Annotated in this window: 13 protein-coding genes; 10 read left to right on the top strand and 3 right to left on the bottom strand. The window is 66.8% G+C overall.

All coding sequences use genetic code 11. From position 1 onward, the window contains the following. Window positions 1–11 precede the first annotated feature (11 nt). The 3 genes from CTP10_RS10590 (at window position 12) to CTP10_RS10580 (ending at window position 2,858) form a co-directional block, all read left to right on the top strand. Window positions 12–1,067, top strand: a complete 1,056-nt coding sequence (locus tag CTP10_RS10590) for an Ldh family oxidoreductase (protein WP_116322016.1) — start codon at window positions 12–14, stop codon at window positions 1,065–1,067. Window positions 1,068–1,092: 25 nt separating this feature from the next. Beyond that, window positions 1,093–1,395: a putative quinol monooxygenase gene (locus tag CTP10_RS10585; RefSeq protein ID WP_116322017.1), complete on the top strand. Its 303-nt coding sequence runs from the start codon at window positions 1,093–1,095 to the stop codon at window positions 1,393–1,395. 71 nt (window positions 1,396–1,466) lie between these two features. Next, window positions 1,467–2,858 carry an aldehyde dehydrogenase family protein gene (locus CTP10_RS10580; RefSeq protein WP_116322018.1) on the top strand — a complete coding sequence of 464 codons (1,392 nt, stop codon included), beginning with the start codon at window positions 1,467–1,469 and terminating at the stop codon, window positions 2,856–2,858. A gap of 108 nt (window positions 2,859–2,966) precedes the next feature. On the opposite strand, the gene CTP10_RS10575 is transcribed toward CTP10_RS10580, so the two are convergent. Next, complete coding sequence (locus tag CTP10_RS10575) at window positions 2,967–3,866, bottom strand: GntR family transcriptional regulator (protein WP_116322019.1); 900 nt, start codon at window positions 3,864–3,866, stop codon at window positions 2,967–2,969. A gap of 182 nt (window positions 3,867–4,048) precedes the next feature. Beyond that, on the bottom strand, window positions 4,049–4,921 hold the full coding sequence (locus CTP10_RS10570; RefSeq protein ID WP_116322020.1) for a LysR family transcriptional regulator: 873 nt from the start codon (window positions 4,919–4,921) through the stop codon (window positions 4,049–4,051). A gap of 99 nt (window positions 4,922–5,020) precedes the next feature. Between CTP10_RS10570 and CTP10_RS10565 the strand changes: the two genes are divergently transcribed. Together CTP10_RS10565 and CTP10_RS10560 are read left to right on the top strand one after the other, a co-directional pair. Continuing rightward, the gene (locus tag CTP10_RS10565; RefSeq protein ID WP_116322021.1) at window positions 5,021–6,121 is read left to right on the top strand and encodes an NADH:flavin oxidoreductase/NADH oxidase; all 1,101 of its coding nucleotides are present in this window, start codon (window positions 5,021–5,023) and stop codon (window positions 6,119–6,121) included. Between the two features lie 159 nt (window positions 6,122–6,280). Further along, window positions 6,281–7,564, top strand: a complete 1,284-nt coding sequence (locus tag CTP10_RS10560; protein WP_116322022.1) for an MFS transporter — start codon at window positions 6,281–6,283, stop codon at window positions 7,562–7,564. 106 nt (window positions 7,565–7,670) lie between these two features. Here CTP10_RS10560 and fabI read toward each other — a convergent pair whose 3' ends face one another. Further along, complete coding sequence (gene fabI / locus CTP10_RS10555; RefSeq protein WP_116322023.1) at window positions 7,671–8,456, bottom strand: enoyl-ACP reductase FabI; 786 nt, start codon at window positions 8,454–8,456, stop codon at window positions 7,671–7,673. A gap of 211 nt (window positions 8,457–8,667) precedes the next feature. Between fabI and CTP10_RS10550 the strand changes: the two genes are divergently transcribed. From CTP10_RS10550 to CTP10_RS10530, 5 genes are all read left to right on the top strand, one after another. After that, a complete protein-coding gene (locus CTP10_RS10550; RefSeq protein WP_116322024.1) occupies window positions 8,668–10,566 on the top strand; it encodes an extracellular solute-binding protein in 1,899 nt (632 codons plus the stop codon). A 40-nt stretch (window positions 10,567–10,606) separates the two neighbouring features. Further along, window positions 10,607–11,656, top strand: a complete 1,050-nt coding sequence (locus CTP10_RS10545) for a microcin C ABC transporter permease YejB (protein ID WP_116322025.1) — start codon at window positions 10,607–10,609, stop codon at window positions 11,654–11,656. Then, a complete protein-coding gene (locus tag CTP10_RS10540) occupies window positions 11,653–12,789 on the top strand; it encodes an ABC transporter permease (protein WP_116322026.1) in 1,137 nt (378 codons plus the stop codon). Before CTP10_RS10545 ends, CTP10_RS10540 begins: the two co-directional genes overlap by 4 nt. Next, window positions 12,786–14,453 (top strand): ABC transporter ATP-binding protein, encoded by a 1,668-nt coding sequence (locus tag CTP10_RS10535; protein WP_116322027.1) that lies wholly within the window; start codon window positions 12,786–12,788, stop codon window positions 14,451–14,453. Before CTP10_RS10540 ends, CTP10_RS10535 begins: the two co-directional genes overlap by 4 nt. A gap of 398 nt (window positions 14,454–14,851) precedes the next feature. Further along, entirely contained in the window at window positions 14,852–15,532 is a 681-nt protein-coding gene (locus CTP10_RS10530) for a C40 family peptidase (RefSeq protein ID WP_116322028.1), read from the top strand. The last annotated feature ends 57 nt before the right edge of the window (window positions 15,533–15,589 follow it).

Below are 15,589 nucleotides of genomic sequence, written 5' to 3'. Positions count from 1 at the left end.
GGAGTCTTGAAATGCCGCAGATCGCTCAGGCAAATGATCTAACCCGCTTCGGCACGGCTGTGCTGGAATCCCTGCACGTTCCCGCCGCCGATGCGCACCTGCTTGCAGACAGCCTGGTCGCCGCGGAACTGTGGGGGCATTCGTCGCACGGCATGCTGCGGCTGCCCTGGTACGTGGAACGCCTGCGCAGCGGCGTGATGTCGCCGGTGGCGGCGACCTCGCTGGCGGTCGATGCCGGCGCGATTGCGGTCATCGACGGCAACCACGGGATCGGGCAGGTGCTGACGGCGAAGGCCGTGGCGCTGGGCATCGAGCGCGCCCGCCAGCATGGCATCAGCGCCGTGGCCGTGCGCAATTCCAACCACTTCGGCACGGCGGCGTATTTCACGCGCATGGCCGCCGAGGCAGGGTGCGTCGCGATGCTCGCCACCAATGCCAGTCCCGCGATGGCGCCTTGGGGCGGCCGTGCCAAGAGCATCGGCACCAACCCCTGGTCGATCGCCGCGCCCGCCGGCCGCCGCGGCGTTGCCGTGATGGACATCGCCAACACGGCGGTGGCGCGCGGCAAGATCTACCTGGCCGCCGAGCGTGGCGTGCCGATTCCCGACGGCTGGGCCGCCGATGAGAACGGCGTGCCGACCACGGACGCGAATGACGCGATCCATGGGCTGATCCTGCCGATGGCGGGGCACAAGGGCTATGTCATCTCCTTCATGATGGACGTGCTGGCCGGCGTGCTGACCGGCAGCCACTTCGGCGCGAACGTGGCCGGGCCGTACGAGGCCAATCGCCAGAGCGGCTGCGGGCACCTGCTGCTGACCATCGATATCGAATCGATGATGGTGCCCGAGGAGTTCGAGCGGCGCATGGAGACGCTGATCGATGAAGTGAAGAACGTGCCGACCGCGCAAGGCGTGCAGGAAATCTTCTTCCCGGGCGAGCTGGAAGACCGCAGCACCAGCCAGCTCAGGGAAGCCGGCATCACCATTGCAGACAACACCTGGCAGAGCATGGCAAAGCTCGCCGCCGATACCGGCGCGGCACTGCCGCCCTCGACCATTGCCTGACCATTGCCTGATTTCGGAGCCTTGCATGATCGCACTCATTGTCACCCTGGAAGTCTATCCGGAGCGCCTGGAGCAGTTCCTGGCCGCCATCGAAGAGAACGCCGCGCGCACCTTCAACGACGAAGCCGGCTGCAAGTATTTCGATGTCACGCGCGACCTGAAGAACCCGCACCGGTTCGTCTTCTACGAGCTGTACGAAGACGAGGCCGCCATCGACGCCCATCGCGCCGCACCGCATTTCGCGAAGTGGCGCGAGGCCGCCGGCGTATGCGTCGTCAAGGGCAGCCAGGTCAATACCCTGTGCACCCGACTGTTCCATCACGCCTAGCAGGCGCATTGGCCAGCCGCCCGAAAGCCGGCGCGCTGGCCCCGAAAGATCCACGGCAGGAAGCAACCGTCATGACCAGAACCATCACCACCATCAATCCGTTCAACGGAAACCCGCTGCAGACCTACGATGCATGGTCGGCGCAGCAGATCGAAGACGCCGTCGCCGCCGGACATGCCGCGGCGGCGGCATGGGGCCGCCAGCCGCTCGCGGTGCGCGTCGACGCCGTGCGGCGCCTGGCCGCCGAGTTGCGCAACCAGCGCGACAAGTTTGCCGCGCTGGTCACTGCCGAAATGGGCAAGGTGCTGGCAGAGGCCGCGGGCGAGATGGAGAAGTCCGCCGTCACGGCCCTGTACTACGCTGACAACGCCGACCGGATCCTGGCCGACGAGCGGGTCAGCATCGACGGCGTCGATGCCTGGGTCGCGTACGAGCCGATCGGCCTGGTGCTGGCGGTGATGCCGTGGAATTTCCCGGTGTGGCAGGTCATGCGTTTTGCCATCCCGGCGATTACCGCGGGCAATGGCGTGCTGCTGAAGCATTCGCCCAATGTCACCGGCTGCGCGCTGGCGCTGGAGCAACTGTTCCTGGATGCGGGGTTGCCCAAGCACCTGGTGACGACCATGGTCATCGCCGAGCCGGATGTGCCGCAAACCATCGACCGGCTGATCGACGACGACCGCATCGCCGCGGTCACGCTGACCGGTTCCAACCGCGCCGGCGCGGCGGTGGGTGCGGCGGCGGGCCGCGCGTCGAAGAAGTCAGTGCTGGAGCTGGGCGGCTCCGACGCTTTCATCGTGCTGGACGACGCCGACCTGCCCGCCGCCGTGGCCGCGGCGCTGAAGGCGCGCTACCACAATGCCGGCCAGAGCTGCGTCTGCGCCAAGCGATTCATTGTCTCGGAAGCGATTGCCGAGGCGTTCACCCGACGCTTCGTCGATGGCGCCCGCGCGCTGGTGGTAGGCGACCCGGCCGCGCCGGCGACGCAGATGGGGCCGCTGGCGCGGGGCGACCTGCGCGACGCGCTCGACCGGCAGGTGCGCCAGTCGATCGAGGCCGGCGCGGTGCTGCTCGCCGGCGGCAAGCCGGTCGACGGTGCTGGCAGCTTCTACGAGCCGACGGTGCTGGGCGGCATGAAGCCCGGCATGGCGGCGTTCGACGAGGAGACGTTCGGCCCGCTGGCCGCCATTGCGGTGGCCCGTGACGATGCGGATGCCGCGCGCCTTGCCAATGCCACGCCATTCGGCCTGTCGGTGAGCGTGTGGTCGGGTTCGGCCGAGCGCGCGCTCAATGTGGCCCGCAACGTGACCAGCGGCGCGGCGTTCATCAACGCCGTCACCGCGTCCGATGCCCGCATCCCGTTCGGCGGCACCAAGAAGTCCGGCTATGGCCGCGAACTCGCCGCGGCGGGTATCCGCGAGTTCACCAACGCCCGCACTTTCTGGGCGGTGGCGCCCAAGTAAGGCCCCTTTCGCGATCCGCCGAGGTGGTGGGTCGGAATGAGTTATGTGGCGAATGAATGCGACGCGGGCAGGGCGGCCGCCGTCATCAGGACCGCGGCCTGCCGCCCTCTAAGCTGCGCTCTTGAACACGTTGGTGGTATGGACCTTCCGCCGGCGCGCGCCTTCCAGGTGCTCGCGCATCAGTGAGGCGGCCTTCAGCATGTCTTGCGCGGCGATCGCGTCGAGGATGGCGAGATGCTCGATCGCCTGCTCCTGGCGCGGCTTGCGGTTCCTGGCCTGGCCGTACTCGACCAGCCGGCGCAGTGAATCCATGCGCTTGACCGACTGCATGATGAAGCGGTTGCCCGACCACTTCGCCAGGATCTCGTGGAAGCGGCTGTTCGATTCAAACAGCTCGATCGGCGTCATCGACTTGTAGCCGCCTTCCACGATCGCGCGCTGCTGCCGGCGCAATGAGGCCAGTTCGACCGGATCGGACTTGAACCAGGGGCTCAGCAAGCCGGTCGGCTCCAGCGCCGTGCGGTACAGGTAGCTTTCTTCATAGGCCTGCGCCGAATCGATCATCGGCAGGAAGGTCCAGCCATGCCCGATCGAGCGCTCGACCCAGCCTTCTTCCTGGATGCGCGACAGCGCCTTGCGCAACGCGCTGCGCGACACGTCGTACTGGCGCATCATGTCGGCCTCGTTCACCAGGTCCGGCAGCGTCTTGTTCAGCCGGTCCTCGGCAATCTTCAGGTACAGGGGGTCGTCAGGTTCCGCGGACAAGGCCTCGGCGATCGCCGACAGCGCTGACGCATCTTCGGCCAGGAAATAGCCGCGATTGTGGTCGTGGACCACGGCGCCCATTTCGACCAGGTAGCGCAAGGCGACGTTGACGGGGGAGCGGGACACCCCGATCCGATCCGCCAGCACGCTTTCGGCAAGGTGGTCGCCGGCGCGCAGGGTGTCGAGGCGGGCAAGCGCAACGATTTCGCGGGCGACGCGGGCTTGCAGTTGGGACAGGTTCATGGTCGGGGCAAAGCGGCGGGGCCGTGCCGTGGGCGGCTAGCCGGCCGACGCAGCGTAGTGGGTTTGCACTGCATTTTGCCACGACACCGGGCATATTTCTTGGCGTTGGCGGAGTCATTCAGGCCGGCGAGCAGGGCCTGGCTCAGCTTCCGCGCTGGGGCGGCCGACGCGCGTGCGTGCCGTCAGTGCGCGACTTCCTGCCGCAGATGCTCCAGCACCCGCGCGGCGCGCGGCGACAGCGGCCACTCTGCACGATGGACCAGCCAGAGCGTATCGACCGCCGGCGGGCCACAGTCGACCACCTTGACCGCCTCCGCATGCGCGAAGGCCTTGCGCGCGTATTGGTGGATCACGGTGAAGCCCAGCCCGCGTGCCACCGGCTCCAGGATCAGGCCAACCTGGTTGCTGAAGCCACGGCAGGGCAGGCTGCGCACGCCAGGATTGCCCGGAAAGCGCCTGCCGAACAAGCGGCTTGCCATCGCCTTGCCGTCGGGGTGGTCGATAAAGCCGATGCGTTCCAGATCCTGCCAGGTGTGCACGTCTTCGTGCGCGGGAACGACCAGTTCCAGGCGCTCTTCGATAAACGGGCACGCCGCGAGCCGTGCATCGTCTGGCTTCAGCGTGACTAGCCCAAGCTCATAGTGATTCTGCAGCACGGCTTCCACGACTTCGTGGTCGGGCGCGAAGCGATGGCGCACGATCAGCCCGCGATTGGCCTGCTGGAAGGCCAGCAGGATCGGGTACAGGTACAGGCCGATGCTGCCCGGCGTGATCAGCGAGACCTCGCCGTTGGAGCTGTCGGCATCGGAGAGCCGGGCGTTCAGCCGCTCGCCGGCCTTGTCCATCTCGCGACAGTAGTCGAGCAGGGCGCAGCCGGCGGGGGTCAGCTCGATGGCGCGCGGGCGGCGGATCAGAAGGGGACCGAACTGGCCTTCCAGGTGGCGCACATGCTGGCTGACGGCGGCCTGCGTCAGGTCGAGGCGGTCGGCGGTGCGGGTAAAGCTGCCCAGTTCAGAAAGGGTAACGAAGGAGCGAAGCCACTGCGGGTTCACCATAATGAATATTTATTGATTCAATAACTGGTACGTGGTTTTCATTATAGCGCCGCGCGCATACCATCTGGGCTCATGCAATGACGCAGGAACCCAACCAGCATGTCTGCCCTGTTTTCCCCGTTTGAACTGAAAGATGTCACGCTGCGCAACCGCGTCGCGATCCCGCCGATGTGCCAGTACAGCGCCGTCGACGGCATGGTCAATGACTGGCACCAGACGCATTACGCCGGCCTGGCGCGTGGCGGCGCCGGCCTGGTGATCGTCGAAGCGACTGCCGTGTCGCCCGAAGGCCGCATCACCCCCGGCTGCACCGGGTTGTGGAACGATGCGCAGCAAGCCGGCATGGCGCGCATTGCCACGGCGATCAAGGCCGGCGGCGCGGTGCCGGGCATCCAGATCGCGCATGCCGGCCGCAAGGCCAGCGCCAACCGCCCGTGGGAAGGCGACGACCATATCGGCGCAGACGATCCGCGCGGCTGGCAGACGCTGTCGCCGTCAGCGGTGCCGTTCGGCGCGCACCTGCCCAAGGTCCCCAAGGCCATGACGCTTGACGACATTGCGCGCGTTCAGCGCGATTTCGTCGCCGCGGCACGCCGTGCGCGCGATGCCGGCTTTGAATGGCTTGAACTGCATTTCGCCCATGGCTACCTTGCGCAGAGCTTCTTCTCGCGCCATGCCAACCAGCGCGACGATGCGTATGGTGGCGACCTGGCCGGCCGCAGCCGTTTCCTGCTGGAAACGCTGGCCGCGGTGCGCGAAGTGTGGCCCGCCAACCTGCCGCTGACCGCGCGCTTCGGCGTGATCGAGTTCGACGGCAACGACGAAGAGACGCTGGCCGATTCGATCGAACTGGCGCGCGCCATGCGCGAGGGCGGGCTGGACCTGCTCAACGTCAGCGTCGGCTTCTCCACGCCGGACGCAAAGATTCCCTGGGGGCCGGCCTTCCTCGCGCCGATCGCCGAGCGCGTGCGCAGCGAGGCGAAGCTGCCGGTGGCCTCGTCGTGGGGCATCGACAACCCGGTGCTGGCCGACCGTGCCGTCGCTGCCGGCCAGATGGACCTCGTCATGGTCGGCCGCGCGCTGCTGGCCAATCCGCACTGGCCTTACCAGGCCGCCCAGCGCCTGCAGGTGCAGAAGCCGTCGTGGGTGCTGCCCGCGCCTTACGCGCACTGGCTCGAGCGCTACCAGCTGCAGGCCTGAGCGCATGGCAAACGTGCCGGCGCCCCGGCACGTTTCCGCGTTTTGCCTCACAATAACGCCTTGCGCGCCGCACAGGAGCACGCTGGATCACCAGAGGCGGGGTCATCGACCCGCCCGGCAGCGGGCGGCATTTCCGTAGAACCCTCTGCAATCCTGTACATGGCCGCCCCACATGCACACGCCGCCGCGGACGCCGTCCGCGGCGTACCGCCTTCCGGCGTCTCGCGCGATGCGAGCACGTCCCACTCTCCTGCCAGGTCCGCTGAACCGCCAGCCCGCTCCGGCCGCCTTGCGCTGCTGGCACTCGGCGTCGGCAGCTTCGCCATCGGCACCGGCGAATTCGTCATCATGGGCCTGCTGCCCGATGCCGCGCGCGACCTCGCTATCTCTATCCCAGAAGCCGGACACCTGATCAGTGCCTATGCGCTGGGCGTGGTCATTGGCGCGCCGCTGCTGGCGGTGCTGGGCGCGCGCTGGCCGCGGCGCAACCTGCTGGTGGCGCTGATGGCGGTGTTCGCGGCGGGCAATCTCGCCAGCGCGATGGCGCCGGCCTACCTGTCGATGCTGGTGGCGCGGCTGCTGACCGGCTTCCCGCACGGCACGTACTTTGGCGTGGCGGCGCTGGTCGCCGCCGGGCTGGTGCCGCGCGAGCGGCGTGCGCAGGCGGTGGGGCTGGTGATGCTGGGCCTGACCACCGCGACGCTGGTCGGCGTACCGATCGCCGCCACGGTCGGCACCTGGCTGGGCTGGCGATCGGCCTTCGTGATCGTCGGCGCGCTCGGCGCGCTGACGGCGCTGCTGGTGTGGCGTTTCGTGCCGTTTGTGCCGGCCGACCGGCATGCCAGCCCGCTGCGCGAACTGTCGGCGCTCAAGCGCAAGCAGGTATGGCTGACGCTGGGTATCGGCGCGATCGGGTTTGGCGGCATGTTCTCCGTGTTCAGCTACATCAAGCCGACCATGCTAGAACTGGCGCACATGCCTGCCGCGGGCATCCCCGTGGTGCTGGCGCTGTTCGGCGTCGGCATGGTGGTGGGCAATCTCGCCGGTGCGCGGCTGGCCGACAAGGCGCTGATGCCGACCATCGGCGGCGTGCTGGTGTGGACCGCACTGGTGCTGGGCGCCTTCACCTTCACCGCGCCGCATCCGTGGCTGGCGGCAGCGAATGTGCTGTTGATCGGCACCGTGGTCGCGCTCGGCCCGGCGCTGCAGATCCGGCTGATGGACGTGGCCGGCGACGCGCAGGCGCTGGCGGCAGCGCTCAACCATTCGGCGTTCAACATGGCCAATGCGCTGGGCGCGTGGCTGGGCGGCGTGACCATCGCCGCCGGCTATGGCTGGACCTCGACCGGCTGGGTTGGCCTGCTGCTGGCGCTGGGCGGCCTGGCGATCTATGCCTGGTCGGTGCTCGACATGGACCGCCGCGGCGCTACCGCGGCGGCTTGATCTCTGCTCCCGGCCGACGCGCGAGAAAGGAAAACCTGCCAAGAAAAAAGGGCGCCATCGCTGGCGCCCCTTGTCGATCCCGGCGCAGGCGCCGGCAGTCCTGCCGTCAGGCGTCCGCGACGCTCGCGCCGACGATATTGAAGCCGCCGTCGACGTAGGTGATCTCACCGGTTACGCCGCTGGCCAGGTCGGACAGCAGGAAGGCGGCCACGTTGCCGACTTCTTCGATGGTCACGTTGCGGCGCAGCGGGGCGGCTTGCTCGAAGTGGCCCAGCAGCTTGCCGAAGTCCTTGATGCCGGAGGCGGCCAGTGTCTTGATCGGGCCGGCCGAGATGCCGTTGGCGCGGATGCCGCGCGGGCCGACCGACGAAGCCAGGTAGCGCACGCTGGCTTCCAGCGCGGCCTTGGCCAGGCCCATGGTGTTGTAGTTGGGGACCACGCGCTCGGCGCCCAGGTAGGTCAGCGTCAGCAGCGAGGCCTTGTCCGACAGCAGCGGCAGCGCGGCCTTGGCCAGCGCCGGGAAGCTGTAGGCGGAAATGTCGTGGGCGATGCGGAAGCCTTCGCGCGACAGGCCCTCGAGGAAATCGCCGGAGATGGCCTCGCGCGGCGCGAAGCCGATCGAGTGCACCAGCCCGTCGAACTTCTCCCAGCGCTGGCCCAGCGCGGCGAAGGTCGAGGCGATCTGCTCGTCGCTGCCGACGTCGCACTCGAACACCATGTCGGTGCCGAATTCCTTGGCAAAGTCGCTGATCCGGTCCTTGAACCGTTCGCCGACATAGGTGAAGGCGAGTTCGGCGCCTTCGCGCTTGCACGCGGACGCAATGCCATAGGCGATCGAGCGGTTCGAGAGCAAGCCCGTGATGAGGATCCGCTTACCTGCCAGAAATCCCATAAGTTCTCCAAGGTGGTGTATCAGGCACGCTTCCTGCGTCCGCCGTGCGGCCGTGCGCGTGCCTTGGCTGTTCTGCGGCCGTTTTATTGCGCCGCGCAGAGGGAATGTCCGGATGGCTGGCGCTACCCCGGACGCATGTAAAATTGTCTCATACTTGGCCCGGCCGCAGAACGCCGGGACCCCAGAGGTCATAGTGGAGGAATCCAACGGGATGCCTATTCAAGCACGTTGGCCGCTTCAGGCGGCATGGCAGTGCTTCCGGCGGGATGCGGTACTGCGGTTCGGGCTGGCGACGATGCTGGCGGCGGGGAGCTCCCTGGCCACTCTGGTCCCATCTCCGGCCATGGCGGCGCATGGCTTTGCGCTGCACGGGGACCTGAAGTACACCGAGAATTTCTCGCACTTCGATTATGTCAATCCCAACGCCCCGGTTGGTGGCACGCTCACGCTCGCCAATCCGGACCGGCGCACCAGTTTCGACAAGTTCAACCCGTTCACGCTGAAGGGCACCTCGGCGCCCGGGCTCAATGCGCTGATGTTCGAGTCGCTGCTGGTCAGCAGCGCCGACGAAACCGCCAGCGCCTACGGCCTGCTGGCCGAGGACGTCACGGTCGCGCCGGACGAACTGTCGGTCACGTTCCGCATCCGCCCGCAGGCGCGCTTCTCCAACGGCGACCCGGTGCTGGCATCGGATGTCAAACATTCTTATGACATGCTGATGAGCAAGGCGTCGAGCCCCGGCTATCGCAGCATGTGCACCGACGTGAAGGCGGTGGTGGTGACTGGCGAGCGCACGCTGCGCTACGACTTCAAGCAGCGCAACCGCGAGTTGCCGCTGATCGTCGGCGCGTTGCCGGTGTTCTCGAAGAAGTGGACCGCCAAGGTGCCGTTCGACAAGCTGACCTTCGAGCCGCCCATTACCAGCGGTCCCTACCTGATCGAGCGCTACGACGCCGGCCGCGGCATCATCTTCAAGCGCGATCCCAACTACTGGGGCAAGAACCAGGCGGTGCGGCGCGGCACCTTCAACTTCGCGCGCGTGGTCTACCGGCTGTACAAGGACGAGACCGCCAAGCTGGAGGCCTACAAGGCCGGCGAGTTCGACGCCATCGTCGAATACCGCGCCAAGAACTGGGCCAAGAGCTACCAGGGCACGCGCTTCCGCAACGGCGAGCTGATCAAGACCGAATTCCCGCACCGCAACGGCGCCGGCATGCAGGGCTTCGTGATGAACATGCGCAAGCCGGTGTTCCAGGATGTGCGGGTGCGCCAGGCGCTGATCCTGGCGCTGGACTTCGAATGGCTGAACCGGCAGCTGTTCTATGGCGCCTACAAGCGCCTGGACAGCTGGTTCTCCAACAGCGAGCTGGCCGCCAGCGCCACCTTCGACGGCCGGCCCGGCCCTGGCGAGATGGCGCTGCTGGAGCCGCTGCGTGCCGAGTTGCCGCCCGAGGTCTTCGGCCCCGAGGTGGTGCAGCCCAGCACCGCGGCGCCCCGCTCGCTGCGCGACAACCTGCGCCTGGCCCGGCGCCTGCTGGCGCAGGCCGGCTGGACCTACGGCGACGGCGCGCTGCGCAACGCCAAGGGCGAACCGCTGGTGTTCGAGTTCCTGGACGACGGCGGCGCCATGAGCCGGGTCATCACCACCTATGTGCGCAACCTGGAAAAGCTCGGCATCCAGGTACACCAGCGCACCACCGACTTTGCGCTGTACCAGAAGCGGCTGGAGGACTTCGACTTCGACATGGTGTCGATCCGTTTCCCCGACTCGCAGAGCCCCGGCAATGAGCTGCGCGACCGCTTCGCCAGCGAGGCCGCCACCACGCCCGGCTCGGACAACCTGTTCGGGGTGAAGTCGCCGGTCATCGACAAGCTGGTCGACAACGTGCTGCATGCCCACACCCGCGAGGAGCTGATCACCGCCGGGCGCGCGCTCGACCGGGTGCTGATGCACGGCTACTACATCGTGCCCAACTGGTACAGTGCGTCACACCGGGTGTCTTACCGCAAGGAACTCGGGTACCCGGAGCGGCTTCCCTATTTCTACACGGCCGAAGGCTGGATCCTGAGCCAGTGGTGGCGCAAGGACCTCAAGCCGCAAGCGCGCTGACGCGGTCAGTGCAGATTAGCTAAAGAATGAGGACCGGCCGATGCTTGCCTACCTGCTCAAGCGCATCCTGCTGATGATCCCGACGCTGATCGGCGTCATCACGCTGACCTTTGTCGTCATCCAGTTCGTTCCGGGCGGACCGGTCGAGCAGATGATGATGGAACTGAAAGGGCGGGGCGGCGCCGGCGAAGCCAGCGGCGGCGGCGCCGAGTACCGCGGCCGCCGCGGCGTCGACCCCGAGAAGATCAAGGAGATCCAGGCCCTGTACGGCTTCGACAAGCCGCCGCTGGAGCGCTACTTCCTGATGCTCAAGCGCTTTGCCCAGTTCGACCTGGGCCAGAGTTATTTCCAGCACCGCAGCGTGTGGGAGCTGGTCAAGTCCAAGCTGCCGGTGTCGGTCAGCCTGGGTTTGTGGACGTTTTTCCTGACCTACCTGATATCGGTGCCGCTCGGCATCTCCAAGGCGATCCGGGCGGGCAGCCGATTCGACGTGGTCACCAGCATCATCGTGCTGATCGGCTATGCGATTCCCGGCTTCGTGCTGGGCGTGCTGCTGCTGGTGCTGTTCGGCGGCGGCACCTTCGTGCAGTGGTTCCCGCTGCGCGGGCTCACCTCCGACAACTGGGAGCAGTTGTCGCTGATGGGCAAGGTGATGGACTACCTGTGGCACCTGGTGCTGCCGATCACCGCCTCGGTGGTAGGCAGCTTTGCCGTGGTGACCATGCTGACCAAGAACGCCTTCCTCGAGGAAATCCGCAAGCAGTACGTGCTGACCGCGCGCGCCAAGGGACTGGGCGAGCGTCGCGTGCTGTGGAAGCATGTGTTCCGCAACGCGCTGATCCCGCTCGTCACCGGTTTTCCGGCGGCCTTCATCGGCGCCTTCTTTACCGGCTCGCTGCTGATCGAGACGCTGTTCTCGCTCGACGGGCTGGGCCTGCTGTCTTACGAGGCCGTGCTGCGGCGCGACTACCCGGTGGTGCTCGGCACGCTCTACCTGTTCACGCTGATCGGGCTGGTCACGCGCCTGATTTCCGATGTCTGCTACGTGCTGGTCGATCCCCGCATCCATTTCGAGGGCCTGCACCGATGAAACCGTTCTCGCACGCAGTGCCCAACGGCCTGCCGCATTCGCCCTCGCCGCGCCAGCGCGCCTGGCAGCGCTTCCGGCGCAACCGCCGCGGCTACTGGAGCCTGGTGATCTTCGTCGCCATCTTCGTGCTGAGCCTGGGCGCCGAGGTGTTGTCCAGCAACCGCCCGCTGATGGTGCGGTACAAGGGCGACTACTACTTCCCGATCGTCAAGACCTACCCGGAGACGACCTTCGGCGGCGACTTCCCGACGCAGGCCGATTACCTCGACCCGTTTATCCGCGACCGCATCACCACCGACGGCAACTTCGCGGTGTTCCCGCTGAACCGGTATTCGTACGATTCGCTGAACTACTTCGCCAAGGAGCCCAACCCGGCGCCGCCTTCGGCCGAAAACTGGCTCGGCACCGATGACCGCGGCCGCGACATCCTGGCGCGGCTGCTGTACGGCTTCCGCGTGTCGGTGCTGTTCAGCCTGGCACTGACCGTGATCGGCGTCGTGATCGGCACGCTGACCGGGGCGCTGATGGGCTTCTTCGGCGGCCGCTTCGACCTGTTCTCGCAGCGTGCCATCGAGATCTGGAGTTCGATGCCGGAGCTGTACCTGCTGATCATCTTCGCGTCGATCTTCGAGCCCAGCCTGGCGCTGCTGATCATCCTGCTGTCGCTGTTCGGCTGGATGGGGCTGTCCGACTACGTGCGCGCCGAGTTCTACCGCAACCGCTCGCTCGACTACGTCAAGGCGGCGCGGGCGCTGGGCTTGTCCAACGTGCAGATCATGTGGCGCCATATCCTGCCCAACAGCCTGACCCCGGTGATCACCTTCCTGCCGTTCCGCATGAGCGCGGCGATCCTGGCGCTGACCAGCCTGGACTTCCTAGGCCTGGGCGTGCCGCCGACCACGCCCAGCCTGGGCGAGCTGCTGGCGCAAGGCAAGGGCAACCTCGACGCCTGGTGGATTTCGCTGTCGACCTTCACCGTGCTGGTAGTGACGCTGATGCTCCTGACTTTCATGGGCGATGCGCTGCGCGATGCCTTCGACACCCGCCTGGGCCTGGCCGCGCTGCGCGGCCGGGTCGAACCCAAGGTCCCGGCCGGCGCGCCGGCGGGGACGGCACCGGGGGTGACGCCATGAGCGCCTTGTCCCCAGTCTTTCAGGCCGACGCTGGCGCCGCGCAGGCTGCGGCCCCGGCACCCGGCTCTACGCTGATGTGCGTGGACAAGCTGTCCGTCACCTTCGGCCATGGCGATCATGCCACCCGCGCGGTGCGCGAGGTCAGCTTCGACCTGCGCGCCGGCGAGCGCTACGCGCTGGTCGGCGAATCCGGCTCGGGCAAGACCGTGACCGCGCTGGCCATGCTGCGGCTGGTGGAAGACGCTTACTACGACGGCGCGATCCGCTTCGAAGGCAAGAACCTGCTCGACGTCTCCGACCGCGAAATGCGGGGGATCCGCGGCGCCGAGATCGCGATGATCTTCCAGGAACCGATGACGGCGCTGAACCCGCTGTACACCATCGGCAACCAGATCGTCGAAACGCTGGCGCTGCACGAAGGCCTGGACCGCCGCGCCGCGCGCGACCGTGCCATCGCGCTGCTGGAGCGCACCGGCATCAGCGACGCCGCGCACCGTTTCGACAGCTTCCCGCACCAGCTTTCGGGCGGCCAGCGCCAGCGCGCCATGATTGCCATGGCGCTGGCGTGCCGGCCCAAGCTGCTGCTCGCCGACGAGCCCACCACGGCGCTGGACGTGACCATCCGCGCCCAGATCATGGACTTGCTGCGCGACCTGCAGGCAGAGTTCGGCATGGCGGTGATGCTGATCACCCACGACCTGAACCTGGTGCGTTCCTTTGCCCAGCGCGTGGGCGTGATGGAGAAGGGTGTGCTGGTCGAGACCGGCGAGACTGCCAAGGTGTTTGCCGCGCCCCAGCACCCGTACACGCGCAAGCTGATCGACAGCCGCCCCAAGCGCGAGGTGTTGCCGCTGGTGCCGCTGGCGCCGGTGCTGCTGGAGGCGCGCAACCTGAGCGTCAATTACGCGCGCAAGCGCCGCGGCGTGGCTGGCTGGTTCGGCAAGGACCAGTTCGCGGCGGTCAAGGATGTCGACTTCCAGCTGCGCGAGGGCGAGACCATCGGCATCGTCGGCGAATCCGGCTCGGGCAAGACCACGCTGGCGCATACCGTGCTGGCGCTGCAGCGCAAGGGCGCGGGCACCATCCATTTCCTCGGCCGCAGCTTCGACGGCGCCACGCGCAAGGATCGCTGCCAGCTGCGCTCGCGCATGCAGGTAGTGTTCCAGGATCCGTTCGGCTCCTTGTCGCCGCGAATGACCATCGAGCAGATCGTCGGCGAAGGCCTGGCGCTGCACCAGGCCGGCCTGTCGCGCGAGGCCACGCGCGAGCGCGTGATCGACGCCCTGCGCGAAGTGGGGCTGGACCGCACCGCGCTGGGGCGCTATCCGCACGAGTTCTCCGGCGGGCAGCGCCAGCGCATCGCGATCGCCCGGGTGCTGATCCTCAAGCCCCAGGTGCTGGTGCTGGACGAGCCGACCTCGGCGCTTGACGTCTCGATCCAGCAGCAGGTGCTGGCGCTGCTGTCCCAGCTTCAGCACAAGTACAACCTCAGCTACCTCTTTATCAGCCACGACCTGGCGGTGATCCGCGCCATGGCGCACCGGGTGATCGTGATGAAGGCGGGGGAGGTGGTCGAGACCGGGGAAACCGAGGCGGTGCTCGGTGCGCCGCAGCATCCCTATACCCGCAAGCTGATGGCAGCGGCGCAGGTTGGTGCCGCCTGACCAGGCTGCCTTGCAGCATTGCTTTTCACGCCGCCGGACTGGCGGCGTTTTCATATGCGCAATCCGATAAACAAGATGCGAAATTCGGCCTATATCGTTGATTCGCAAGTCAAATCCGGCGAATTTGTAACGAACTTTGACATGTGAATGACAACCCTTTACCATCCCGCGAGTACTACTTTCGGGGGTGGTGTGTCCGACGCATTGAATCGTGCAGTGCACGTTGACGGTGCGGTCGTCGGCGCGATCATGACGCAATAGTGTCATCGTTGCCTGGCGCGGATGTTGCGTAACGTCCTCCCTGTAGTACCGGCGTGGTGCACACGCCGTACGCAAATACCCAGCCGCCCCGGACTTTGTGCCGGGGCTTGCTTTGGAAACGATCAACGGGAGAACCAATGCAGCGATCGGTACTTCATTCCCTGGCGCGCGCCGCCGTCGGAATTGCCATTGCCTGCGGTGCGACTGTGTCGAATGGAGTGCTGGCGGACACGGTGTTCAAGGATGCCGACACCCGTATCGATGCCACGGCTTCGGCCGCGGACTCGCATGCGGAAGGCAAGCGTGGCTTGCTGTCGTCGGTGGTGAATTCCACCAGCCACGTTGCCAGCAAGGCTGGCGACCTGGTCATGAATGCGCTGGGCCTGATTGGCGTGCGTTACCGCTTCGGCGGCAACAGCCCCGAATCCGGCCTGGACTGCAGCGGCTTCGTCCGCTACGTGTTCCAAGACACCTTCGGCTTCATGCTGCCGCGCCGCTCTGTCGAAATCAGCCGTGTCGGCACCAATGTGGCGACAAGCGACCTGCGTCCGGGTGACCTGGTGTTCTTCAACACCATGCGCCAGACCTTCTCGCACGTCGGCATCTATATCGGCGACAACAAGTTCGTGCATGCCCCGTCCACGGGCAGCAAGATTCGTGTCGACGACATGCGCGCCGCCTACTGGGTAACGCGCTACAACGGCGCGCGCCGCATCGAGGACGATGGCGGCCGCCGCAGCGAAAGCCTCGGCGACATGGTCGAAACGCTCAAGCGCTACGACCCCAAAGCCGTACGCGCCACCATGTACGGCGGCTGAGCTACATCGCATCGCCACCAGCAAAAAGGACTGCCGCGGCAGTCCTTTTGTTTTTTC

The organism is Cupriavidus sp. P-10 (assembly GCF_003402535.2).
In the GTDB taxonomy this organism is placed as follows: domain Bacteria; phylum Pseudomonadota; class Gammaproteobacteria; order Burkholderiales; family Burkholderiaceae; genus Cupriavidus.
This window is presented reverse-complemented; position numbering and strand designations above follow the sequence as displayed.